At 69.9% G+C, this 22,938-nt stretch carries 22 protein-coding genes and 1 tRNA gene; 14 read left to right on the forward strand and 9 right to left on the reverse strand.

Going from position 1 to position 22,938, the window contains the following annotated elements; all coding sequences use genetic code 11:
- Positions 1 to 171 precede the first annotated feature (171 nt).
- The gene (locus tag ACIQPT_RS05830; RefSeq protein ID WP_401153069.1) at positions 172 to 1,410 is read left to right on the forward strand and encodes an MFS transporter; all 1,239 of its coding nucleotides are present in this window, start codon (positions 172 to 174) and stop codon (positions 1,408 to 1,410) included.
- Between the two features lie 525 nt (positions 1,411 to 1,935).
- Complete coding sequence (locus ACIQPT_RS05835) at positions 1,936 to 2,520, forward strand: TerD family protein (protein ID WP_401153071.1); 585 nt, start codon at positions 1,936 to 1,938, stop codon at positions 2,518 to 2,520.
- Positions 2,521 to 2,620: 100 nt separating this feature from the next.
- On the opposite strand, the gene ACIQPT_RS05840 is transcribed toward ACIQPT_RS05835, so the two are convergent.
- Positions 2,621 to 3,346, reverse strand: a complete 726-nt coding sequence (locus tag ACIQPT_RS05840) for a DUF5324 family protein (protein ID WP_401153073.1) — start codon at positions 3,344 to 3,346, stop codon at positions 2,621 to 2,623.
- Between the two features lie 281 nt (positions 3,347 to 3,627).
- Here ACIQPT_RS05840 and ACIQPT_RS05845 point away from each other — a divergent pair, with 281 nt between their 5' ends.
- Positions 3,628 to 4,155, forward strand: a complete 528-nt coding sequence (locus tag ACIQPT_RS05845) for a peptidylprolyl isomerase (RefSeq protein ID WP_401153074.1) — start codon at positions 3,628 to 3,630, stop codon at positions 4,153 to 4,155.
- A gap of 143 nt (positions 4,156 to 4,298) precedes the next feature.
- Positions 4,299 to 5,201: a rhomboid family intramembrane serine protease gene (locus ACIQPT_RS05850; protein WP_401153076.1), complete on the forward strand. Its 903-nt coding sequence runs from the start codon at positions 4,299 to 4,301 to the stop codon at positions 5,199 to 5,201.
- A gap of 269 nt (positions 5,202 to 5,470) precedes the next feature.
- Here the strand turns inward: ACIQPT_RS05850 and crgA are convergent, their stop codons facing one another.
- The gene (crgA, locus tag ACIQPT_RS05855) at positions 5,471 to 5,725 is read right to left on the reverse strand and encodes a cell division protein CrgA (RefSeq protein ID WP_030575908.1); all 255 of its coding nucleotides are present in this window, start codon (positions 5,723 to 5,725) and stop codon (positions 5,471 to 5,473) included.
- Between the two features lie 142 nt (positions 5,726 to 5,867).
- On the opposite strand from crgA, the gene ACIQPT_RS05860 reads away from it, so the two are divergent.
- From ACIQPT_RS05860 to ACIQPT_RS05885, 6 genes are all read left to right on the forward strand, one after another.
- Complete coding sequence (locus ACIQPT_RS05860; protein WP_401153078.1) at positions 5,868 to 6,635, forward strand: DUF881 domain-containing protein; 768 nt, start codon at positions 5,868 to 5,870, stop codon at positions 6,633 to 6,635.
- 30 nt (positions 6,636 to 6,665) lie between these two features.
- Entirely contained in the window at positions 6,666 to 7,376 is a 711-nt protein-coding gene (locus tag ACIQPT_RS05865; RefSeq protein ID WP_401153079.1) for a class E sortase, read from the forward strand.
- Positions 7,377 to 7,454: 78 nt separating this feature from the next.
- A complete protein-coding gene (locus ACIQPT_RS05870) occupies positions 7,455 to 7,643 on the forward strand; it encodes a hypothetical protein (protein WP_164612545.1) in 189 nt (62 codons plus the stop codon).
- Positions 7,640 to 8,278 carry an aminodeoxychorismate/anthranilate synthase component II gene (locus ACIQPT_RS05875; protein WP_401153081.1) on the forward strand — a complete coding sequence of 213 codons (639 nt, stop codon included), beginning with the start codon at positions 7,640 to 7,642 and terminating at the stop codon, positions 8,276 to 8,278. Before ACIQPT_RS05870 ends, ACIQPT_RS05875 begins: the two co-directional genes overlap by 4 nt.
- Positions 8,275 to 9,648, forward strand: a complete 1,374-nt coding sequence (locus tag ACIQPT_RS05880; RefSeq protein WP_401153082.1) for a class E sortase — start codon at positions 8,275 to 8,277, stop codon at positions 9,646 to 9,648. Before ACIQPT_RS05875 ends, ACIQPT_RS05880 begins: the two co-directional genes overlap by 4 nt.
- 25 nt (positions 9,649 to 9,673) lie before the next feature.
- Positions 9,674 to 10,408: a class E sortase gene (locus ACIQPT_RS05885; protein WP_401153084.1), complete on the forward strand. Its 735-nt coding sequence runs from the start codon at positions 9,674 to 9,676 to the stop codon at positions 10,406 to 10,408.
- 105 nt (positions 10,409 to 10,513) lie between these two features.
- On the opposite strand, the gene pknB is transcribed toward ACIQPT_RS05885, so the two are convergent.
- From pknB to ACIQPT_RS05915, 6 genes are all read right to left on the reverse strand, one after another.
- A complete protein-coding gene (pknB, locus tag ACIQPT_RS05890; protein WP_401153085.1) occupies positions 10,514 to 12,490 on the reverse strand; it encodes a Stk1 family PASTA domain-containing Ser/Thr kinase in 1,977 nt (658 codons plus the stop codon).
- Positions 12,491 to 12,661: 171 nt separating this feature from the next.
- The gene (locus ACIQPT_RS05895) at positions 12,662 to 14,119 is read right to left on the reverse strand and encodes a peptidoglycan D,D-transpeptidase FtsI family protein (protein WP_401153087.1); all 1,458 of its coding nucleotides are present in this window, start codon (positions 14,117 to 14,119) and stop codon (positions 12,662 to 12,664) included.
- On the reverse strand, positions 14,116 to 15,525 hold the full coding sequence (locus ACIQPT_RS05900; protein WP_401153089.1) for an FtsW/RodA/SpoVE family cell cycle protein: 1,410 nt from the start codon (positions 15,523 to 15,525) through the stop codon (positions 14,116 to 14,118). The genes ACIQPT_RS05895 and ACIQPT_RS05900 overlap by 4 nt, the downstream gene beginning before the upstream one ends.
- Positions 15,526 to 15,547: 22 nt before the next feature.
- Complete coding sequence (locus ACIQPT_RS05905; RefSeq protein ID WP_401153540.1) at positions 15,548 to 17,047, reverse strand: PP2C family protein-serine/threonine phosphatase; 1,500 nt, start codon at positions 17,045 to 17,047, stop codon at positions 15,548 to 15,550.
- 129 nt (positions 17,048 to 17,176) lie between these two features.
- Positions 17,177 to 17,692: an FHA domain-containing protein gene (locus tag ACIQPT_RS05910; RefSeq protein ID WP_401153090.1), complete on the reverse strand. Its 516-nt coding sequence runs from the start codon at positions 17,690 to 17,692 to the stop codon at positions 17,177 to 17,179.
- 10 nt (positions 17,693 to 17,702) lie between these two features.
- Positions 17,703 to 18,557 (reverse strand): FhaA domain-containing protein, encoded by an 855-nt coding sequence (locus ACIQPT_RS05915; protein WP_401153091.1) that lies wholly within the window; start codon positions 18,555 to 18,557, stop codon positions 17,703 to 17,705.
- A 312-nt stretch (positions 18,558 to 18,869) separates the two neighbouring features.
- Here ACIQPT_RS05915 and ACIQPT_RS05920 point away from each other — a divergent pair.
- A tRNA-Leu gene (locus ACIQPT_RS05920) sits at positions 18,870 to 18,952 on the forward strand.
- A 302-nt stretch (positions 18,953 to 19,254) separates the two neighbouring features.
- Positions 19,255 to 20,058 (forward strand): ScbR family autoregulator-binding transcription factor, encoded by an 804-nt coding sequence (locus ACIQPT_RS05925; RefSeq protein WP_401153092.1) that lies wholly within the window; start codon positions 19,255 to 19,257, stop codon positions 20,056 to 20,058.
- 140 nt (positions 20,059 to 20,198) lie between these two features.
- Here the strand turns inward: ACIQPT_RS05925 and ACIQPT_RS05930 are convergent, their stop codons facing one another.
- A complete protein-coding gene (locus ACIQPT_RS05930) occupies positions 20,199 to 20,810 on the reverse strand; it encodes an FMN-dependent NADH-azoreductase (protein WP_401153094.1) in 612 nt (203 codons plus the stop codon).
- A 157-nt stretch (positions 20,811 to 20,967) separates the two neighbouring features.
- Here ACIQPT_RS05930 and ACIQPT_RS05935 point away from each other — a divergent pair, with 157 nt between their 5' ends.
- Both ACIQPT_RS05935 and ACIQPT_RS05940 read left to right on the forward strand, forming a co-directional pair.
- Positions 20,968 to 21,318, forward strand: coding sequence for a winged helix-turn-helix transcriptional regulator (locus ACIQPT_RS05935; protein ID WP_401153096.1), 351 nt, complete (start codon positions 20,968 to 20,970; stop codon positions 21,316 to 21,318).
- Between the two features lie 101 nt (positions 21,319 to 21,419).
- Complete coding sequence (locus ACIQPT_RS05940; RefSeq protein ID WP_401153097.1) at positions 21,420 to 22,871, forward strand: DUF2252 domain-containing protein; 1,452 nt, start codon at positions 21,420 to 21,422, stop codon at positions 22,869 to 22,871.
- The last annotated feature ends 67 nt before the right edge of the window (positions 22,872 to 22,938 follow it).

The raw sequence follows: 22,938 nt of genomic DNA on the forward strand, positions 1-22,938 counted from the left end.
TCGGGCAGCTGCTGGAGCTTCGTCGGGCCCATGCTCGTGGCCGTGAACCGGGCGTGGGGCGGGCCCCCCCCGGCCGGCCGCGCCCCGGCCGGGGGGGGGGGGGGGGGGGGGGGGGGGGGGGGGGGGGCGGGGCCCCCCCCCCCCCCCCCCCCCCCCCCGCCCCGGGCGGGGTTGCTGCGGGAGCGGGGGTTCCGGCTGTACTGGAGTGCCCAGAGCGTCTCGCTGGTCGGCGACGAGATCAATATCCTGGCGATCCCGTTGGCCGCCGTGCTGTTGCTGGACGTGGGTGCGGCCGAGATGGGGTGGCTCACGGCGGCGGCGCTGCTGCCCTCGTTGCTGCTGTCGATACCCGGCGGGGCGTGGGCGGACCGGCAGGCCGACCGGCGCAGAGCGATGATCGTTGCGGACATCGGGCGGTTCGCCGCGGTCGCCTCCGTACCGCTGGCGTATGCGTGCGGGGCGCTGACGCTGGCGCATCTGTATGTGACGGAGCTCGTCGTCGGGGCGCTCACCGTCCTGTTCCGGGTCTCCAAGCATCACGTGTACGCGTCCGTGGTCGCGGCCGATCGGTACGTGGACGGCAACGCGCTGCTATCCGGGAGCAGGTCCGTGGCCTCGGTCGCCGGGCCGAGCGCGGGTGGAGCGCTGGTTCAGGCACTGTCCGCGCCGTTCGCCCTGCTGATGGACGCCCTGACCTATCTGGTTTCGGCGGCGTGCCTGGGACGTATCAGGGGAGCCCGGGAGGCGCCGCCCGCGCCGCGTGGGCAGGGCGGGACGGCGGACGGGCTGCGCTGGGTGAGGGCGCACCGCGCTCCGGCCCTGCTGCTCGCCGGGGTCGCCATGTTGAGCTTGTTCCAGACCCTCACGGCAACGCTGTTCGTGCTGTACGGAACCACCGAGCTGGGACTGACCCCCGGGTGGATCGGGGCGGTGTTCGCCGTGTTCGGGCTCGGCGGCCTGGCCGGTGCGTACGCCGCGCCCCGTGCGGTGCGGCGGATCGGCATCGGCCCGGCCATCGTCACCGGCTTCCTGGGCCTCAGTCTGCCCCTGCTGCTGGTGCCTCTGGCCGACGGGCCGGCGCCGTTGGTGATCGCGACGCTGGTCGCCGCGCACCTCGGCGCCGGCTGCGGGGTCGCGGTCCTGGACATCTCGACCAACAGCTATCTGATCGCCGTCATCCCGCAGACGCTGCGCTCCCGCGTGATGGGCGTGGTGCAGACGGCCAACTTCGGGGTGCGCCCGGTCGGCGCGGTGCTCGCCGGCCTGCTGGGCACCGCGCTCGGCCTGCGGACCACTCTGTGGATCGGCACGGCCGGTGCCGTGTTGAGCGTGTTGTGGGTCACCGCGTCCGGGTTGGCACGCCTCAGGGATCTGCCCGAAAGCTCCGTGCAACGTACTGAGACGGAGTGAGGGTTCGCCTGAGTGCTCATGCTCTGTCCGTTGTGATCGCTCGATTTGGCGGGCGCTGCGCGGGACGATGTATGCGGGTTCATGGCATGGCTGCAACGGATGGCGGGTCCGTACTGACATGTCAGTACGAGGGCCGGACCGGGCAGCGCGTGGCCCCGGGGCCGTACGGATCAACTGCCGTCGGCGAAGGGCGCTCTTGAGGTTCTCGAGGTCGGCACCGAGCCCGCTGCGAGCGGGCGGGGAGCGGGCGACGAGCGATGACGCAGCCATGGTTTCCCTTCGCTGTTCCTCCCGGCTCCGTCCTCCGGGGCTGAAAACAGCGTGCGGGGGCCGCTTCCTCCTCGGTCCCGTCTGCTTCCCCCGCCTTCCCCCGCCGGAACTGAGCGAGCCCGCGGCACGTCGCCGGGGCCATGGAACGTCTGGATGCCAGGAGTCGTTTCCAGACAGGCCGCCTCCGGGCACCGAGTACCGGGGGCACCAGGCACACTCATACGTAAAACAGTCGAGCCACCAAAGGACTCAGGCATGATCACGTTGACGAAGGAAGACGGCCCGGCGGACCTCGGTGGGGTGACCCACCTGTCCATCGGGGCGTCCTGGGACCCGACCGTCGGGAGCAGCGGTGGCCTGATGGGGAAGATCAAGCAGAAGGCCGGCACGGACCTCGACCTGATCGCCATCGCGCTGCAGGGCGGGGACCCGGTGCGGCTGGCCGGCCTGGACTCCCTGGACCCGCTGGGCAACGGCTCGCTGGTGCACAGCGGCGACAACCAGACCGGTCACGGGGACGGTGACGACGAGACGGTGACCGTCGAGTTCGCGAAGATCCCTTCGAACATCACGTCGATCGTCTTCATCGCCGCCGCGTACAAGAAGCGCAGCGCGTTCAAGAACGCGCGCAACATCAGCTTCAAGGTGTACGACGCGACGGGCGGCAGCACGCAGCAGGTCGCCGACATCTGGCCGAGCATGCTCACCCAGGACAACGGCGTCGCCGTGGCCAAGGCGGTCCGTGAGGGTGCGGGCTGGAAGCTCCAGGTGATCAACGAGACCGGGAAGATCAAGCAGGGCGACGAGCAGGCCCTGATGCGCTTCGCCGTGAGCCGGTAACGACCGGACGAACATGCGGCTGCGGTGACCGCCCGGGCGGTCACCGCAGCCGCGTTCGTTCTTTCAGGGGCCGGACCCGGGTTTCAGGGGCCGGACCCGGTCAGGGTCGGTCGTCGAGGCCCGGGGTGTCCCCGTTGCCCGGTTCGGCCTCGGCCTCGGCCTGCTTGGCCTGGACCTCCGGGTCGAGGTCGGCCCGGCGGCTGCCGTCGACCGAGCTGAGCGGCGAACGCTCGTCGCCCACCTCGGTGGCGACGGGCGGCTCGACCAGCCAGTCCGGGTTGGCCTGCTTGTCCCACCAGCGCCAGGCGGCGTACGCGCCGCCCGCCAGGACGCCCAGCACCAGGAACCCCTTCGCGGCCCGGCCGGCCTTGGCCCGACGCTGGTGCTTCCTGGCCAGCTTCTGGATCTCCTTGGCCGTCACCTGGGTGCGCAGCGCCGCCAGGGCGGCCGCGCTGCGGGCGGACGCCTGCTCGGCGACGGGCAGGGCCACCGACCGGGCGTGCTCGACGCGGGGCGCGGTGTAGTCGGCGGCGCTCCGTGCGGCCTTTCGGGTGGAGACCGCGGCGCGGTGCGCGGCCTCGTCGACCCGGGGCGGCACGTGCGTGCGGGCCTGTTCGAGGCGCGGTGCGAGATGGGACGCGTACTGGACACGGGCCTGCTGGGCCGCCTTCGTCACCTTCGGCGCGAGTCGTACGCGCGCCTCGTGCGCGTAGTGGGCCGCCTGCTCCTTGGCCGTGTCGGCGTAGGGCGCCACCACTTCCGCGGCGTGCTGCGCGCTGTCCTTCGCCGAGTCGGTTGCGGCGCGCACGCTGTCGATGCGGGTCACGGGATCCTCCTCCTTGGTGGCGGGTAGGTACTCCGCCTGTCCGCCCAGTTCGAAATCATGCCTGTTACGGCCATGCCCGGCATGCGGGACAGGCATCCGGGTCATGATCGTCATTTGCGGTCAAAACGGTTCATGTGAAGTGTGCCGACGACAATGCCATGGTTCGGTGGCGAACGCGCCGTTTCGCCCGGCATCCGGCCGTACATTTCCCGGTCCGTGGGAGGATCGGCGGACGCCGGCGAAGGATTTGACGGCAGGCGAAGGACGAAGGAAGGCAGATCGTGGCCGAGCAGCTTTACGCCACCTTGAAGACCAGTCAGGGCGACATCGAGATCCGGCTCCTGCCGAACCACGCCCCCAAGACGGTCCGGAACTTCGTCGAGCTGGCCACCGGGCAGCGCGAGTGGGTCAATCCGGAGACCGGTGAGAAGTCCACGGACCGGCTGTACGACGGCACCGTCTTCCACCGGGTCATCAGCGGGTTCATGATCCAGGGCGGCGATCCGCTGGGCAACGGCACCGGTGGCCCCGGCTACAAGTTCGCCGACGAGTTCCACCCGGAGCTGGGCTTCACCCAGCCGTATCTGCTGGCCATGGCGAACGCGGGCCCGGGGACGAACGGCTCGCAGTTCTTCCTGACCGTGTCCCCCACCGCCTGGCTGACCGGCAAGCACACCATCTTCGGCGAGGTGGCCGACGAGGCCGGGCGCAAGGTCGTCGACGCCATCGCGGCCGTCCCGACCAATCCGCGCACCGACCGTCCGCTGACCGACGTGGTGATCGAGTCCGTGGTCGTCGAGACCCGCTGACGGACCGCTTCCCGGCGGGCCTTGCGGGAGACCTCCATGGGAACCAACCGCCCTGCCCGTCCGTACTTCTTACCGAGCGGACCAGCGGGGCGGCCCCGTCCGTGCCGCCCGAGCGACGAGGACCGAGAGGCAGGCCAGGACCGATGGACCAGCAGCCGCCGGGAGGCCGTGAGGCCGCGGGAAGCGGTGTGCCGACGCCGACCTGCTACCGCCATCCCGACCGCGAGACCGGCATCAGCTGTACGCGCTGCGAGCGCCCGATCTGCCCCGAGTGCATGGTCAGCGCCTCGGTCGGCTTCCAGTGCCCCGACTGCGTACGCCAGGGCTCGGGCACCGGACACCACCCGGCGGCCAGTCGGCCGCGCACGCTGGCGGGCGGCGCGGTGGCCGCCGATCCGCGCCTGGTCACCAAGATCCTGCTCGGCATCAATCTCGCCGTCTTCCTCCTGGTCAGTATCCGCCCCGAGCTGGTCAACGATCTGACGCTGCTCGGGCGGGCCTGGGACCCGAGCCCGCCGCCGGGATCCATCGAAGGCGTCGCCGAGGGCCAGTGGTACCGCCTGGTGACCTCGATGTTCCTGCACCAGGAAGTGGTGCACATCGGGTTCAACATGCTGGGGCTGTGGTGGCTCGGCGGACAGCTGGAGGCCGCGCTCGGCCGGTCCCGCTATCTCGCGCTCTATCTGCTGTCCGGCCTCGCGGGCAGCGCCCTGACGTATCTGATCGCCGCGCCCAACCAGGGGTCGCTCGGCGCGTCCGGCGCGGTCTACGGGCTGTTCGGCGCGACCGCCGTCCTGATGCGCCGGATGAACTACGACATGCGTCCGGTGCTGGTGCTGCTGGCGCTCAACATGGTCTTCACCTTCACCTGGGGCGGCATCGCCTGGGAGGCGCACGTCGGCGGTCTGATCGCGGGCGTCGCCATCGCCGTCGCCATGGTCCACGCCCCGCGCGAACGCCGTACGGCGGTGCAGGCCGGCACCTGCGCGCTCGTCCTGCTGGTGACCGTCGGCATGATCGTCGCCCGGACGATGGCGCTCACCTGAGCGGAATGGGGCCCTCCACCCCCAGGCGGACCAAAGTTGTCCACAGTGTGCGCAGAATCTTGTGCATGGCAAGAGGAACAGTCGTTCCCCTTGTCGCTGAGCTGGGTCTTTCCGCCCGGACAACGGGGTGCAGCCCCCCTCGATGAGGGAGGCTGCAGTCACACCGGCGTCAACTTGAGTGGAGGTTATCCACAGATCGTCTGACCTTTTCCCCCGACTGTGGATAACTCTGTGGGTAACTCAGGGCAAGGCTTGCGCGGAGGTGGTCGTCACTTCCACTGCGTCGACACGGCGAAGCCGCCGGCGATGAAGCCGAAGCCGACCACGATGTTCCAGTTGCCCAGGGCGTCGACCGGCAGATCACCTTCGGTCACGTAGAACACCACGATCCAGGCCAGCCCGATGAGGAACAGGGCCAGCATCACCGGAGCGACCCAACTGCGGTTGGTCAGCTTGATGGACGTTGCCTGCTTCGCCGGGGGCGGCGTGAAGTCGGCCTTCTTGCGGATACGTGACTTCGGCACGAGGGACTCTCCTGTCGATGCGCTGCGTGACCGCGCAGGGATCTGTGGCGGGCGCCGGGGGCGGGATGCCAGGGGGAATGCTGCCTCCCCCGAGCGTCCGTTAGCGTAGTGCTTCTCTGGCGCCTGATGAGATAAGGGTACGTTGAGCAATTCTGCCGACTCCCCAGAAGGCCCGGCCCGGCGCACCTCCGCGTGGGCGGTCCGGGGGCTCACCGCTGCGGTATTCGCCCTGGCCGGACTCATCTTCGTCACCAGCGCCAACACCGCCAAGGGCACCAATCTGCGCAGTGACTCCTCCCTGCTCAAGCTCTCCGACCTGATCAGGGAGCGCAGCGAGAAGAACGGCGAGCTGAACGACTCGGTCGCCGGCGCCCGCGCGGACATCGACGCGCTCGCCCAGCGCGACGACGGCTCCACCGAGGCCGAGGACGCCCGGCTGAAGGCCCTGGAGAAGGCGGCCGGCACCACGAAGATCACCGGCGACTCCGTCAGCGTGACCCTCGACGACGCGCCCCCCGACGCCACCGCAAACCCCGGCTACCCCGAGCCCCAGCCCAACGACCTGGTCATCCACCAGCAGGATCTGCAGGCCGTGGTGAACGCGCTGTGGCAGGGCGGGGCGCGCGGAATCCAGGTGATGGACCAGCGGCTGATCTCCACCAGCGCCGTCCGCTGCGTGGGCAACACCCTGATCCTCCAGGGCCGCGTCTACTCCCCGCCGTACAAGGTCACCGCGGTCGGCGACCCGGGCAGGCTCAAGCGGGCGATCGACGACTCCACCGCGATCCAGAACTACCTGTTGTACGTGAAGGCGTACGGGCTGGGCTGGAAAGTCGACGAGAACGAGGCAGTGACTCTTCCCGGGTACTCGGGCACAGTGGATCTCCACTACGCACAGCCTGTGGAGTGAGCCCGAGGCGATCCCCGGGGAGGCCGTCCGGTGTCGGTGCGACTCGTCGTCAGAACCTTCAGCGAGCTCTGCATCACCGTGGGCGCGCTGATCGTGCTCTTCGTCGCCTACGTCCTGTTGTGGACGGGGGTGAAGGCGGCCGACGCGGCCGAGGGCGAGATGGACACGCTCCGGAGCCAATGGGCCCGTGAACCCGTGACGCCGGCCCCGCCGCCCGCCTCCTCCGAGCCCTCCTCCGAGCCCTCCGCCCCGGCGGCCCCGGTCCCGTACCGCGACGGGAAACCCTTCGCGACGCTGCACATCCCCCGCCTCGGCGCCGACTGGGAGTGGCCCGTCCTGGAGAACACCGAGGCCAGGACCTTGCAGAAGGGGCTCGGGCACTACCGCGGAACCGCCCGCCCCGGTGACACGGGCAACTTCGCGGTGGCCGGGCACCGGCGGACGTACGGCGACCCCTTCAAGGACTTCCCGAAGCTGCGCCCCGGGGACGCGGTGGTCGTCAACGACGGAACGACCTGGTTCACGTACCGCATCGTGAAGAAGCCGTACCGGACCGTGCCCACCGACACCGCCGTCGTCGACCCGGTGCCCCGCGGCTCCGGCTTCGAGGGCGCCGGACGCTATCTGACGCTCACCACGTGCGAGCCGGAGTGGGGCAGCAGCCACCGGCTGATCGCCTGGGCCCATCTGGACGCGACGCGGCCGGTGAGCGACGGGAGACCACCGGCTCTCTCCCGCTGACCCGGGCTTTTCCACAGCTGACCCACTCCCCGGCCGCGGCCCTCTAGTCTGGTGCGGGTACCGAATGGAGGGGTCAGCATGTACGGCTGGATCTGGCGGCATCTGCCGGGCAACGCATGGGTGCGGAGCGTCATCTCGCTCGTGCTGGTTCTGGCGGTCGTCTACGCGCTGTTCCAGTACGTCTTCCCGTGGGCGGAACCGCTGCTTCCGTTCGGTGACGTGACCGTCGACGGCGCGAGCGCCGGTGGAGCAGGGGCAGGCCAGTGAGCGCACGCATCCTCGTCGTGGACAACTACGACAGTTTCGTCTTCAACCTCGTCCAGTACCTGTACCAGCTCGGCGCCGAGTGCGAGGTGCTGCGCAACGACGAGGTGACCACCGCCCACGCCGAGGACGGCTTCGACGGCGTCCTGCTCTCGCCGGGACCCGGCACGCCCGAGCAGGCCGGGGTCTGCGTCGAGATGGTCCGCCACTGCGCGGACACCGGCGTTCCGGTCTTCGGCGTCTGCCTGGGGATGCAGTCGATGGCGGTCGCGTACGGCGGGGTCGTCGACCGGGCCCCCGAGCTGCTGCACGGCAAGACCTCCCCCGTGACCCACGAGGGCAAGGGCGTCTTCGCCGGGCTGCCGTCGCCCTTCACCGCGACGCGCTACCACTCGCTCGCCGCCGAACCCGGCGCGCTGCCCCCGGAGCTGGAGGTCACCGCCCGCACGGCGGACGGCATCATCATGGGGCTGCGCCACCGCGACCGGGCGGTGGAGGGCGTGCAGTTCCACCCCGAGTCGGTGCTCACCGAGCACGGCCATCTGATGCTCGCCAACTGGCTGGAGCAGTGCGGGGACCAGGGGGCCGTCGCGCGGTCGGCGGGGCTCGCGCCGGTGGTGGGCAAGGCCGCCGCGTGACCGCAGGCCGCCCCGGACCCGGCGCCGGACCGGAGGGCCCCGACGCGCAGGGGGCCTACGGGGCCGACGGCGCGTTCGTGGCGGCGGTGGACGGCCTCGCGGATCCGCTCAACGATCCCCTGCCCGGCGGGCACGCCTCGCCGTGGTTCCGGGCGGACAACATCCCGGCGGCGGAACCCGCGTACGGGGACGGGCACGCGATCGGGCACGAGACCGGACACGCGACCGGACACGAGGCCGGGTACGCGCCCCACCAAGGGCCTCAGCAGCCCCAGGGAGCCCCGAACGAGTGGTACGACCCCGTCGGGTACCAACGCGACTGGTACGGCTCCCAGGAGCCGTCTGCGCGAATAGCTCCGGCAGCGGCTTCCACCCCGGCCGCTCCGGCGGTTCCTTCTTCTCCGGCGGTTCCGGCTGCTCCGGCTGCTCCGGCCGAGGAGCGGGCCCCGGCCCCGGATCTCCTCGACGAACCCCGCACCGAAGTCATCGCCCGCATCCCGGCCGAGCCCGCTCCCGAGCCGGTCGCCGATCCCGCTCCCGAGCCGGCCCCCGCGCCTCCCTCCGGCGGGCGGGCCGAAAGACGGCGGGCGGCCAAGCGGGGCGGCCGTCGGCACCCGGAACCGGTCGCGGAGCGGCCCGCCGCGGCCGCCGCCCCGATGTCCCGTGTGGAGGCCCGGCGCGCGGCGAAGGCGGCGAAGGACAGCCCGGCGGTCGTCGCCAGCCGGGCGGTCGGCGAGGTGTTCATCTCGCTGGGCGTTCTGATGCTGCTGTTCGTCACCTACCAGCTCTGGTGGACCAACGTCCGGGCCGAGCAGATCGCCGGCAGGGAGACCAACCGGATCCAGGACGAATGGGCCAAGGGCGACCGGAAGCCCGGCGCGTTCGCGCCCGGCCAGGGCTTCGCGATCATGCACATCCCCAAGCTGGACGTCGTCGCCCCGATCGCCGAGGGCATCGACAAGGAGAAGGTCCTCGACCGGGGGATGATCGGCCACTACGGCGAGGGCAAGCTCAAGACGGCGATGCCCTCCGACAAGCAGGGCAACTTCGCGGTGGCCGGCCACCGCAACACCCACGGCGAACCGTTCCGCTACATCAACAAGCTCAGCCCCGGCGACCCGATCGTGGTCGAGACGCGGGACACGTACTACACGTACGAGATGGCCGGCATCCTTCCGCAGACCTCGCCTTCCAACATCTCCGTGATCGAGCCGGTCCCGGTCGGTTCAGGGTTCAAGGGGCCGGGCAAATACCTCACGCTGACGACCTGCACCCCGGAATTCACGAGTACCTACCGGCTGATCGTCTGGGGCAAGATAGTCGACGAACGGCCGCGCAGCGAGGGAAAGCCCGACGCGCTCCTCGGCTGAACATCCTCACGACAGGGACGGTGCGGTGGCAGCGAGGACCGAGCACGACGAGCGGACCGACACGTCCGCGTCCCCGCCCCCGGCACGCCGGCGCGGCCGCCACCCCGTCGCGACGGCCGTCAGCGTCTTCGGCGAACTGCTGATCACCGCGGGCCTGGTGCTCGCGCTGTTCGTCGCGTACTCCCTGTGGTGGACCAACGTCCTCGCCGACCGTGAGGCCGACCGGCAGGGCGACACGGTCCGCAGCAAGTGGGCGGACGGGCCGGGCGCCCTGGACACCAAGGACGGCATCGGCTTCCTGCACGTGCCCGCCATGAAGAACGGCGAGGTGCTGGTCAAGAAGGGAACCGACCCCAAGACGCTGAACAACGGCATCGCGGGCTACTACACCGACCCCGTCGAGTCGGCCCTCCCCTGGGACGACGAGGGCAACTTCACGCTGGCCGCGCACCGCGACGGGCACGGCGCGAAGTTCCACAACATCCACAAGCTGAAGAACGGTGATCCGGTCGTCTTCGAGACCAAGGACACCTGGTACGTCTACAAGGTCTACAAGGCGCTTCCCGAGACCTCGAAGTTCAACGTCGACGTGATCCAGCCGGTTCCGGAGGAGTCGGGCGTGAAGGAGCCCGGCCGCTACATCACGCTGACGACCTGCACCCCGGTCTACACCTCGAAGTACCGGTACATCGTGTGGGGCGAGCTGGAGCGTACGGAGAAGGTCGACAAGGACCGCACGAAGCCGGCCGAGCTGCGCTGAGTCACCGCGCGGGCGTTCGCGCGGGCGTTCGCGCAGACGGGAAGGGCCCCGGTCACCATCGCGGTGACCGGGGCCCTTCGCCGTACGGGGCGGGTGTGCGGGGGCTCAGTCGCCCCGGCCTCCGAAGAGGCCGCCCCCGCCGTCCTCGATGGTCACGAGCATGACGGTGCTGCCCTTGTCCGCCTGGGTGTTCGGAGCCGGGTTGCTGGTGATCACCTTGGCTTCCGGCTTGTCGACCGAACCCGGGGCGAGCTGGACCACGAAGCCGAGCCCTTCGAGCTGGCCCTTCGCGTCCTGGTACGACTTGCCGGCGATGTCACCGGGGATCTGGACCTGCTCCGGCTGCGCCGGGCCCTTGGAGACCTTCAAGACGATCTGCGCGTCCTTGGCCTGCTTGCTCGGGCCCGCGGGGGTCTGCTCGACCACCTCTCCGGCCGGCTTGTCCGAGTCCACGTCGGTCCGCGAGACGTTGGTGAACCCGAGCTGGTTGAGCTGGGCCACGGCGGCGTCGTACTGACGGGTGCGCACGTCCGGCATCGGGTCGGTCGTCTGCACGGCCACGGTGATGGTGATCTCGGCCCCGGCCTCGGCCTTGTCGCCGCCCTTGGGGTCCTGTTCGATCACGGTGCCCTCGGTCTTCTCGGACTCCTCCGTGGTGACGTTGACCGTGAAGCCCTTGTCCTCCAGGACCTGGCGTGCGCCGTCCTCGGATTTCTCCAGGACGTTGGGGACCTCGGTCTTCGGCGCTCCGGTGGAGACGACGACCGTGACGGTGCCGTCCTTGTCCATCATCGCGTCGGCCGACGGATCCTGTGAGCAGATCTCGCCCTTCTCCTGGTCCTCGCACGGCTCCTCGGCGCCGACCTTCACGGTGACGCCGGCGTTGGACGCGAGACTCTCCGCCTTCTTGAAGGTGGAGCCCACCAGGTTCGGGGTCTTGATCCGGCCGTCGTCGCTGTTCGGGGCGAAGACCACCCGGCCGATCAGGATCGCGCCGACGAGCACCAGGATGCCCGCGACGACCAGCAGGATCGTCGAGGTGTTGCTCTTCTTCTGCTGGCGCCGGCGGCCCTGGCGGTCGTCGTAGCCGTAGCCGCCGTCGTCCGGGTTGACCGGGGGCAGCATCGAGGTCTGGGCGTTGTTCGGGTCGGCCGGGCGCAGGGCGGTGGTGGGCTGGTCGCTGTTGTAGCCGTCGTAGCCCCCGTACCCCGCGGCGCCCATCGCCGCCGTCGCCGCGACCGGCTGGCCGTCGAGGCAGGCCTCGATGTCGGCCCGCATCTCGTCGGCGGACTGGTAGCGGTAGTCCGGGTCCTTGGTGAGGGCCTTCAACACGATCGCGTCCATCTCGGGCGTGATCTCGGGGTCGAAGTTGCTCGGCGGCTGCGGCTCCTCGCGGACGTGCTGGTAGGCCACCGCGACGGGCGAGTCCCCGACGAACGGGGGCCGCACGGCGAGCAGCTCGTACAGCAGACAGCCGGTGGAGTACAGGTCGGAGCGTGCGTCGACCTGCTCGCCCTTGGCCTGTTCCGGGGAGAGGTACTGGGCGGTGCCGATGACCGCGGCGGTCTGCGTCATCGTCATGCCGGAGTCGCCCATGGCGCGGGCGATGCCGAAGTCCATGACCTTGACCTGACCGGTGCGCGTCAGCATGACGTTCGCCGGTTTGATGTCGCGGTGGACGATCTGGGCGCGGTGGGAGTACTCCAGGGCCTGGAGGATGCCGACCGTCATCTCCAGCGTGCGCTCGGGGAGCAGCCTGCGACCGGAGTGCAGCAGTTCCCTCAGCGTCGACCCGTCGACGTACTCCATCACGATGTACGGGATGGAGACCCCGTCGACGTAGTCCTCGCCGGTGTCGTAGACGGCGACGATCGCGGGGTGGTTGAGCGAGGCGGCCGACTGGGCCTCACGGCGGAACCGGGCCTGGAACGACGGGTCACGGGCCAGATCGGCCCGGAGCGTCTTCACAGCTACGGTGCGGCCGAGCCGGGTGTCGTGCGCGAGGTAGACCTCGGCCATGCCACCACGACCGAGCACCGAGCCCAGCTCGTACCGGCCGCCGAGGCGACGCGGCTCTTCCATAACTGTTCCAGCCCTCTCCGTCAGTCCCGACCGCACCCGTGTGTGGTCCGCGGCGGTGCGCTGTTCGCGCATACGCTACCGGGCACGGGTGACGTGATCAGCCCGCACCCGTCAGCCGATATCCGACCGGTATCCGATGTCCGGTATGACGGGCGGCCGCCGTGACAGGTCTCACTTCTTGCTGTCGATGACCGCTTTCATCACGTCGCGCGCGATGGGGGCGGCCAGGCCGCCACCGGAGATGTCGTCCCGGTTGGCGTTGCCGTCCTCGACCACGACGGCGACGGCGACCGGGGAGCCGTTGTCGGTCTTCGCGTACGAGATGAACCAGGCGTAAGGCTTCTCGCTGTTGTTCAGACCGTGCTGTGCGGTACCGGTCTTGCCGCCCACTGTGACGCCGGGGATCTGCGCGTTGGTTCCCGTGCCGTCCTTGACGACGGTCTCCATCATCTGCTGGACCTTCTGGGCGTTCTCGCCGGAGAGCGCGCGGCTGAGCTCCTTGGGTTCGTGCGTGTAGACGGGGTCCAGGTCGGGGGCCTGGCGCTGGGCGACCATGTACGGCTCCATCAGCTTGCCGTCGTTGGCGATCGCGGAGGCCACCATGGCCATCTGGAGCGGGGTGGTCCGGTTGGACGCCTGGCCGATGCCGGCCATGGCGTTCTGCGGCCTGTTGTCCTCGGGGTAGATGCTCGCGTCGGCGCGGACGGGCGTGAAGACTTCCTTGTTGAAGCCGAACTTGTCCGTCTGCTCGATCATCTTCTTGTTGCCGAGGTCGTCGCTCATCTTCCCGAAGACGGTGTTGCACGACACCCTCAGGGCCTCGCGCAGCGTGGCGTTCTCGCAGGGGATGTTGCCCTCGTTCTGGAGCGGCGTGGTGGACTGCGGCAGCGTCCAGGGCAGCGGCGACTGCGTCTTGGCGTCGATGTCGTCGTAGAGCCCGTTCTCCAGGGCGGCGGCGGCGGTGACGACCTTGAAGGTGGAGCCCGGGGGGTAGGTCTCGCGCAATGCCCGGTTGAGCATCGGCTTGTCCTTGTCCTTCAGGAGCTTCTGCCGGGCCTTGGAGTCCTTGTCGGAATTGCCTGCGAAGACCGAGGGGTCGTACGAGGGGGTGCTCGCCAGCGCCAGGATGGCACCGCTCTCCGGATCGAGGGCGACGACGGCGCCCTTCTTCTCGCCGAGCCCCTTGAAGGCGGCCTTCTGGGCGTCGCCGTTCAGGGTGGTGACGACGTTGCCACCCCGCTTCTTGTCCCCGTTGAACATGGAGAGCGTGCGGTTGAAGAACAGCTGGTCGTCGTTGCCGGTGAGGATGCCGTCCTCAAGGCTCTCCAGCTGCGAGGAGTCGAAGGCCTGTGAGGAGTAGCCGGTCACGGGGGCCCACAGGGGCCCGTCCTTCCAGACCCGCTTGTACTTGAAGTCGCTGCCGTCGGTCTCGACGGAACCGGTGACCGCCTTGCCGTCCACGATGATGTCGCCGCGCTCGTGGGCGTACCGCTCGATGCGGATGCGGCGGTTCTCGTCGCGGGAGTTGAGATCGTCGGCGCGGACGTACTGGATGTAGTTGGTCCGCACCATCAGCGCCAGCATGAGGATGCCGCAGAAGATGGCGATCCGGCGCAGCGGCTTGTTCACGGTCGGACCACCTGGGTCATCTCGGCGTCGGTGGACGGTGCGGGATCGGGCGCCGGCCTGCGGGCGGTGTCGCTGATCCGGATCAGGATGGCGATCAGCGCCCAGTTGGCGAGCACGGACGAACCACCGTACGCGAGGAACGGCATCGTCATACCGCTGAGCGGGATAAGGCCCATCACGCCGCCGGCGACCACGAAGATCTGGATCGCGAACGCTCCGGAGAGGCCGATGGCGAGCAGCTTCCCGAACGGGTCGCGGGCGGCCAGAGACGTACGGACGCCGCGCTCGATGATCAGGCCATAGACCATCAGGACGGCCATCATCCCGGCCAGGCCCAGCTCCTCGCCGACCGTGGAGAGGATGAAGTCGGCGTTGGCGGCGAACATGATCAGGTCGGAGTGGCCCTGGCCAAGACCGGTGCCGAGAGTGCCGCCGGAGCCGAAGGACATCAGGGACTGGGCGATCTGGTCGCTCTGCGCCAGCGTCGCCTTGGAGAACGGATCCAGCCAGGCGTTCACGCGCTGCTGTACGTGGGACTCGAAGGATGCCACACCGACCGCGCCGACCGCCGACATCAGCAGACCGAAGACGATCCAGCTGGTCCGCTCGGTGGCGACGTAGAGCATCACCACGAAGAGGCCGAAGAAGAGCAGCGAGGTGCCGAGGTCGGTCTCGAAGACCAGGATGAGAATCGACAGGGCCCAGATCGTGATGATCGGCCCGAGGTCCCGTCCACGCGGCAGATACATCCCCATGAAGCGGCGGCTGGCCAGCGCCAGCGCGTCGCGCTTCACCATGAGATAGCCGGAGAAGAAGATCGCGATGAGGATCTTGGCGAACTCCCCCGGCTGGATCGAGAACGGACCCAGGCTGATCCAGATCTTTGCGCCGTTCACGGCGGGGAAGAACATCGGGATGATCAGCAGGATCAGCGCGACCACCATGGAGATGTAGGTGTAGCGCTGCAGGATGCGGTGGTCCTTCAGGATCACCAGCACCGCGACGAAGAACGCGACGCCGATCGCCGAGTACAGCAACTGCTTGGGGGCGTCGGGGCTGTACGAGCCGTACAGGAACTCCGCCCGCTGGATCAGCCGGGGCGACTGGTCCAGCCGCCAGATCAGCACCAGGCCCAGTCCGTTGAGCAGGGTGGCAAGCGGCAGCAGCAGTGGGTCCGCGTACGGCGCGAACTTGCGCACCACGAGGTGGGCCACGCCGCCGAGCAGGATGAGCCCGGCTCCGTAGCCGAACATGCCCGACGGCAGTGAACCGTCCAGGGCAAGCCCGACGTTGGCGTAGGCGAACACCGAGATGGCGACGGCGAAAACCAGCATCAGCAGCTCGGTGTTGCGACGGCTCGGTGCGTCGATCGCGCCGATGGTGGTCGTGTTGGTGACAACGCTCATGGTGCTGAAGGCCCCCTACGGCTTACTGCTTACCGCACTGCGGGACCAGCTTCTTCTCTTCCTCCGAGAGGCTGGGGCCGGGAGTGGGAGCGGTGGTCGGCTTGGTCCCCTTGGCGGAGGACGTGGCGGAAGTCCTGGTGGCGGGGGCCCCGGCGGTGCCGCCGGCCTCGCCCTCGCCCGTACGGGCCCGGTTCTCGGCGTCGGCCGCGCGGCGCTGCGCGTCCTTCTTGCAGGCGGAGGCCTGGGCGGCGAGCTCGGCGATCTTCTCGCGGGCGTCGGTGATGTTGCCCTCGGCGATGGTCGACTCGACCTGCTTGCGCTGGTACGGCGGCAGGTACTTGAGCTCGATCTCGGGGTGGTTCTTCTCGACCTTCGAGAGCGAGACCCAGGCGAGGTCCTGGCTGATGCCCTGGAACAGCGCGACGTTCTCGTCCTTCGCGCCGACGTAGTACTGCGTCTGCGTCCAGCGGTAGCCGCCGTACAGACCGCCGCCGATCACGGCCAGCGCGAGCACGATGTAGACGGAACGCTTCAGCCATTTACGACCGCCGCGCGGTTTGACGAAGTCGTCGTCCGTATAGGCGTCGTAGGAGCCGTCCGGCATGCCGCCGTAGCCGACGTCGCCGCTGCCGGGCGGGCCGAAGCCGCCGGCGGGCGGGGGCACGGGGCGGCCGAGACCGGCCGCGCGGCCGGCGGGCGTCTGCATGGCCCCGCCGTCGCCCAGCTGGGCCTGGTTCTCCGCGACCGCGCCGACGACGACCGGGGTGTCGTTGAGCTGCCCGGCCAGGGTGTCGTTGCTGTCGACGTCCAGGACGTCGGCCACGATGCAGGTGATGTTGTCCGGGCCGCCGCCGCGCAGGGCGAGCTGGATCAGCTCCTGGATGGTCTCCTGCGGGCCCTGGTAGCTGGCGAGGGTCTCTTCCATCGTCTGGTGCGAGACCACGCCGGAGAGGCCGTCGGAGCAGATCAAGTAGCGGTCGCCGGCGCGGACTTCGCGGATGGAGAGGTCCGGTTCGACATGGTCGCCGCTGCCCAGCGCCCGCATCAGCAGGGAGCGCTGCGGGTGGGTGGTGGCCTCTTCCTCGGTGATCCGGCCCTCGTCGACGAGGCGCTGCACCCAGGTGTGGTCCTGGGTGATCTGCGTCAGGACGCCGTCGCGCAGCAGATACGCGCGGGAGTCGCCGACGTGCACCAGGCCGAGGCGCTGACCGGTCCAGAGCAGGGCGGTGAGCGTGGTGCCCATGCCCTCCAGCTGGGGGTCCTCCTCGACCATGACGCGCAGCTGGTCGTTCGCCTGCTGCACGGCGGTGCCGAGCGAGGTCAGGAGATCGGATCCCGGTACGTCGTCGTCGAGCGGGACGAGCGTGGAGATCACCTCGGAGCTGGCGACCTCACCGGCCGCCTGACCGCCCATGCCGTCGGCGATGGCGAGGAGCCGGGGACCGGCGTAGCCGGAGTCCTCGTTGCCCTCCCGGATCATGCCCTTGTGCGACCCGGCGGCGAAGCGCAGCGACAGACTCATGCGCACCTCGCCCGTCGGCTCGGGGTACAGCCTGTCTCGAGCCACACTGCCCACCCTCCGGTCGGGAACCGGGCAGCGTCCGCCGTCGGGACCGCCGCGGCTCGCTCGCTCCGCTCGCTCATTGTCGTACTACTTCCGCAGCTCGATGACGGTCTTGCCGATACGGATCGGCGCGCCCAGCGGAACTGGTGTCGGGGTGGTGAGCCGGGTCCGTTCCAGATACGTGCCGTTGGTGGACCCGAGATCCTCGACGATCCACTGGCCGTCACGGTCCGGGTAGATCCTGGCATGCCTGCTGGACGCGTAGTCGTCGTCCAGCACGATCGTTGAATCGTGGGCCCGGCCCAGGGTGATGGTCTGGCCCTGGAGCGCGACCGTGGTTCCCGTGAGGGTGCCCTCGGACACGACCAGCTTGGTGGGCGCCCCGCGGCGCTGCCGGCCGGGCGTCTGGCGCTGCTGGGGCGGCGCCGCTTGTTGTTGGCGGCCCTGCTGCGGGCGCGGGTCGGCGGCAGTGCGGCGTGAGCCGCGCTGCGTGACGCGCGTTCCGAACAGGTCGCTGCGGATGACCTGTACGGCCACGATGACGAACAGCCACAGAACAGCCAGGAAACCTAGCCGCATGACCGTCAGGGTCAGCTCTGACATTGCCCCCGCTTCACCCTTCGGCTTGCCGGTAAACGATGGTGGTGCTGCCCACGACGATCCGCGAGCCGTCGCGGAGCGTAGCGCGGGTGGTGTGCTGCCCGTCTACCACGATGCCGTTGGTAGACCCGAGATCCTGGATCGTCGAGGGCGTTCCGGTCCGGATCTCACAGTGCCGGCGCGATACGCCGGGGTCGTCGATCCGCACGTCGGCGTCGGTGGATCGTCCCATCACCAACGTCGGGCGGGAAATCTGATGGCGGGTGCCGTTGATCTCGATCCAGCGCCGCGTCCGGGCGTCCGGCAGGGGGCCGGGCGTGGCCGGCGGGCGCCGGTCGTTCGTGGGGGCCGGGGGCCGTCCGGTGCCGGGCGGCGGGGCCGCGGGCATCGGCGGAGCGGCGCTCGGGGGGTAGCCGTAGCCGCCGGGAGCCTGGGGGGCGGCGGGCCGCCCGGCCGCGGGCTGGGACGGGGCCGACGGGTCCTGCTGTGACGAACTCGACGCCAGGGTGCGGCTGCGGACCCGGTAGAGCCCGGTGTCGAGGTCGTCGGCCTTCTCCAGGTGGACCTTGATCGGTCCCATGAAGGTGTAGCGCTGCTGCTTGGCGTAGTCGCGCACCAGGCCCGAGAGCTCGTCGCCCAGTTGACCGGAGTACGGGCTGAGCCGCTCGTAGTCGGGTGTGCTGAGCTCGACGATGAAGTCGTTGGGGACAACGGTCCGCTCGCGGTTCCAGATTGTCGCGTTGTTGTCGCACTCCCGCTGGAGGGCGCCGGCGATCTCGACGGGCTGCACCTCGGACTTGAAGACCTTGGCGAAGGTGCCGTTGACCAGCCCCTCGAGGCGCTGCTCGAAACGCTTCATGACCCCCATGGGGCACCTCCTCCGTTGTCATCGTCCCTGTACTGCTTACTGATCGTATCCACGCGTCGGGAAATCGGCTGGTTCCCCTTGTCTGGCCTGTGGATGAGTGTCACCCCTCACACGGATCGTAGAGGGGGCCTCCTCACAGTGTCCCGCACCCGGGACGCACTCTGGAGGAGTGGGGGCGAAGGTTCGGGGTTCCCGCTTCCCCTCCCGGAGGCGGCGAAACAACGGATGTGAATCCACCCTGTCCACCGTGCTAATCTTCCGTTTGTCGCCAGGCGCTCGCCCCACACGGTGAGGGTCTGAAACACCACTTATGCGCGAGTGGCGGAACGGCAGACGCGCTGGCTTCAGGTGCCAGTGTCCTTAGGGACGTGGGGGTTCAAATCCCCCCTCGCGCACAACGGCAGTTGCTCGCAACTGCCGGAGTTGAATCGAGAGAACCCCCGCTTCGGAGAGATCCGGAGCGGGGGTTCTTCGTTGTTGCTCTGTGTTTTTGACGGACGGGCGGGGTACTGACAGGCGGGTGAGGAGGAGGCGGCAGCGGTTGCCCGCGGGCGGTGATCCACCGGGTGCGGGCGCGGTTTCCGGACAGACCGATGGCCGGTGCGACGGCGCACTTGCATACGCTGGCCGCAGAGGTTGGATCGACGGCGGCTCGGCGGTGAAGGGCTGAGCGCACAGAACGTCCCGGAGGCAGGAAATGGCGAAGCAGGCTCGCGCGGTCCAGACGTGGCGGTCGATCGTGGATGCCGCGGCGAGTGTCTTCGACGACTACGGCTACGAGCGCGCCGCCATCTCGGAGATTCTCCGCCGCGCCAAGGTCACCAAGGGGGCCTTGTACTTCCACTTCGCCTCCAAGGAGGCCATCGCGCAGGCGATCATGGACGAGCAGACCTCCACGGTCGAGTTCGAGCAGGACGGATCGCCGCTGCAGTCCCTGGTCGACGGTGGTCAGCAGTTCGCGTTCGCCCTGCGCCACAACGCGATGGCCCGGGCCGGTACGAGGCTCTCCATCGAGGGCGTCTTCCTCGGCGGGCCGCACCCGTGGGGCGACTGGATCGACGCGACGGCCCGGATGCTGGAGCTGGGCCAGGAGCGCGGTGAGGTGTTCCCGCAGATCGACCCGATGGTGTCGGCCAAAATCATCGTCGCCTCGTTCACCGGTATTCAGCTGGTCTCGGAGGCCGACTCCGGCCGCGCCGATCTGCGCGAGCAGGTGGCGGAGATGTGGCGCCACATCCTGCCGTCGATCGCTCACCCCGGTGTCATCGCGCACATCAAGCCGGAGGGCCGGGTGGACCTGGCGGCCCAGGCGCGCGAGAAGGCGGAGCGTGAGGAGCAGGAGGCCCGGATCGCCGCGGAGGCCAAGGACGCTGCCGCCCGGCCGGGCGAGGCGGGTCCGCGGGGCGGTGGTGCCGGGCGCGGTACGAGGGCCGGGCAGGCGGCCGACGAGGCCGACGAGGAGCCGGCGGGTGCGGGCGTGGCGGTCGGCGGGACTGCCTGAGCGACGCCCGGGGCTTGCCATGTTTCACGTGAAACGCCCGATTCATCAGCGTCATCATCATCTTCATGCGGCAGGGCCGCGGAGCTTGTAGAAGCTCCGCGGCCCTGTCGGTGTTTCCGGGGTTCGCGGTCCTGGGCGTCTCAGGCGGCGAGGCGGGTGGCGAGGGCCTTCGCCTTCTGTCGGGCGTCGTCGAACGCCTGGGCGCGGGAGGCCTCGGCGAGCGGGATCAGTTCGGCCATCGACGGCTGCGAGTGGGCGAGGGTCAGCTCCGGAACGATGAAGTCCACCTCGGCGGAGAACATGCCCGTGAGCAGCTTCTCCAAGTAATTCTGGACAAATTCGAAGCTCTCGCGCGGGGTGCCCGGAGCGTACGAACCGCCCCGGCTGGCGACGACGGTCATCGGGGTTCCTGCGATGGGGGAGTCCGGTCCCGCGTTGTACCCGACGATGATCACCTGGTCCAGCCAGGCCTTGAGGGTGGACGGGATCGTGAAGTTGTACATCGGTGCGCCGATCAGGACGGCGTCCGCCGCGGCCAGTTCGTCGGCCAGTTCCCGGCGCAGCGGGTCGTCGGCGCCCGCGGCCGTGGCACCGGCGTCCAGGTGGGGCAGTGGATCGGCGGCGAGGTCGCGATGGACGACGGTGCCGTCCGGGTGCTGCTCGAGCCAGGCCTCGACGAAGGCCGCGGTGACATCGCGGGAGGTGGAGCCCTGGGGGAAGACGGCGGAGTCGAGGTGCAGAAGCGTGGCCATGGTGATCTCCACGAGAGGGGAAACGGAGAGGGGAAGAGGGCGCGGGCGGGTGACAGGTCTCGCGGGCGTCCAGGTGGATCTATTTCGTTCGTAACTACTAATAGCATAGCTACTTATTTTTAGTAAGCCACTCGTGGTGGCGCAGTACTCTAGGGGCATGGCGGATCACAGCGAGCAGGCCTGTCGGCGGGTCGATGTGGGGATCAGTCGCGTCTTCGAGTTGTTCGGCAAACGCTGGACCGGCCCGATCGTCTCGGTGCTGCTGCAACGACCGGTGCACTTCGCCGAGCTGCGCCGGGCGATTCCCGGAATCAGCGAGCGCATGCTCTCGGACCGGCTGACCGAACTCGGCGCGGCCGGACTGGTGATCCGCGAGGTCGACGAGGGGCCGCCGCTGCGCGTCGCGTACCGGCTCACCGAGGCCGGCGCCGCGATGGAGCCCGCGCTCAAGGAGCTCGGTCAGTGGGCGGACACCTATCTGGCGCCGGACTCCGGTACCGGCTGCTGAATCGGCGGTACCGTCGTGCTCGGCCGCTGGTGGACAGGGCCGCCGGCCCGGCACACAGCCGGGCGGCCGAGCGGGTACGAGGGTGGGGGAGGCGACGCTCCATGGGCGGAACCGGGACGACGATGCCTGAACAGCGTGGTGCGGGAGCAGCCGGAGCCGCGGAGCCGGATCCGCGTATTCCGGTCGTGCCCGGGTTCGCCCGGCGTGGGGCCGCGAGTTCACCGAAGGCCGCGGGCAAGGCTCTCCGCGACCGGGTGCCACGGTCCTCGCACGCCTCGCTGGTCCTGCCGCCGGGACGGCCGGACGCGGTGCGGGCCGTCGAGGAGTCGAACCGGGGCCGGGTGCCCGGACTGACGCCGATACGGGTGGGCCGGATGGCGGCCACACCGTTCGCCTTCCTGCGGGGTGCGGCCGGGCTGATGGCCCACGACCTGACGGGCAGCCCGGTCACCGGTGTGGGCGCCCAGCTCTGCGGCGACGCGCACGCGGCCAACTTCGGCCTCTACGGCGATGCCCGGGGCAGCCTGGTCATCGATCTGAACGACTTCGACGAGACCGTGTTCGGGCCGTGGGAGTGGGACCTCAAGCGGCTCGCCACCTCGCTGGTGCTCGCGGGCCGGGCCGCCGGGGCCGACGAGGACACCTGCCGTCGGGGCGCGTACGACGCTGTCGGCGCCTACCGGCGCACGATGCGGCTGCTGGCCCGGCTGCCCGCCCTCGATGCCTGGAACGCGATCGCGGACGAGGAGCTCGTCTCGCACACGGACGCACGTGACCTGGTCGGCACCCTGGAGCGGGTCTCGGAGAAGGCCCGCAACAACACCAGCGCCCGCTTCGCCGCCCGGTCCACGGAGGAGTGCCCCGACGGCGGCCGGCGCTTCGTCGACGCCCGGCCCGTGCTGCGCCGGGTGCCGGACGCCGAGGCCGCGGCCGTGGCCGCCGGACTCGCCGGCTATCTCTCCACCGTCTCCGAGGACCGGGTGCCGCTGCTGGCCCGGTACGCGATCCACGACGTGGCGTTCCGGGTGGTCGGCACCGGCAGCGTGGGGACCCGGTCGTACGTGGTGCTGCTGCTCGACCACCGGGGTGAGCCGCTGGTCCTCCAGGTGAAGGAGGCGCGCCCCTCGGTGCTCGCCCCCTATCTGCCCGCGGTCGGCTTCGACGTGCAGGAGGTGGCGCACGAGGGCCGCCGCGTGGTGCTCGGGCAGAAGCGGATGCAGGTCGTCAGCGACATCCTCCTCGGCTGGGCGGACGTCGACGGCAGGCCGTACCAGGTCCGGCAGTTCCGGAACCGCAAGGGCAGCGTGGACCCCGCGGCGCTCGCCGCCGACCAGGTGGACGACTACGGGCGGATGACCGGCGCGCTGCTCGCCCGGGCGCACGCGCACAGCGCCGACCCCCGCCTGCTGGCGGGCTACTGCGGCAAGAACGACGAGCTCGACACGGCCGTGGCCGCGTTCGCGGTGACGTACGCCGACCGTACGGAAGCGGATCACGCCGAGCTGGTGCGGGCGATCAAGGCGGGCAGGCTGGCCGCCGAGTTCGGTATCTGACGGGCCCGTGAGGCGGAGGGCCCGGCCCCTGAGGGGGTAACCCCGGGGGCCGGGGCCCACCGTGTGT

It is taken from the genome of Streptomyces sp. NPDC091289, from assembly GCF_044757365.1.
GTDB lineage: Bacteria > Actinomycetota > Actinomycetes > Streptomycetales > Streptomycetaceae > Streptomyces.

Coding starts and splice junctions, on each gene's coding strand:
- ACIQPT_RS05935 (WP_401153096.1), top strand. CDS start 20,968: ATGGCGGATCACAGCGAGCAGGCCTGTCGGCGGGTCGATGTGGGGATC.
- ACIQPT_RS05915 (WP_401153091.1), bottom strand. CDS start 18,557: ATGGGGGTCATGAAGCGTTTCGAGCAGCGCCTCGAGGGGCTGGTCAAC.
- ACIQPT_RS05850 (WP_401153076.1), top strand. CDS start 4,299: ATGGACCAGCAGCCGCCGGGAGGCCGTGAGGCCGCGGGAAGCGGTGTG.
- ACIQPT_RS05870 (WP_164612545.1), top strand. CDS start 7,455: ATGTACGGCTGGATCTGGCGGCATCTGCCGGGCAACGCATGGGTGCGG.
- ACIQPT_RS05925 (WP_401153092.1), top strand. CDS start 19,255: ATGGCGAAGCAGGCTCGCGCGGTCCAGACGTGGCGGTCGATCGTGGAT.
- ACIQPT_RS05940 (WP_401153097.1), top strand. CDS start 21,420: ATGGGCGGAACCGGGACGACGATGCCTGAACAGCGTGGTGCGGGAGCA.
- ACIQPT_RS05930 (WP_401153094.1), bottom strand. CDS start 20,810: ATGGCCACGCTTCTGCACCTCGACTCCGCCGTCTTCCCCCAGGGCTCC.
- ACIQPT_RS05910 (WP_401153090.1), bottom strand. CDS start 17,692: ATGTCAGAGCTGACCCTGACGGTCATGCGGCTAGGTTTCCTGGCTGTT.
- ACIQPT_RS05835 (WP_401153071.1), top strand. CDS start 1,936: ATGATCACGTTGACGAAGGAAGACGGCCCGGCGGACCTCGGTGGGGTG.
- ACIQPT_RS05905 (WP_401153540.1), bottom strand. CDS start 17,047: ATGAGTCTGTCGCTGCGCTTCGCCGCCGGGTCGCACAAGGGCATGATC.
- ACIQPT_RS05900 (WP_401153089.1), bottom strand. CDS start 15,525: ATGAGCGTTGTCACCAACACGACCACCATCGGCGCGATCGACGCACCG.
- pknB (WP_401153085.1), bottom strand. CDS start 12,490: ATGGAAGAGCCGCGTCGCCTCGGCGGCCGGTACGAGCTGGGCTCGGTG.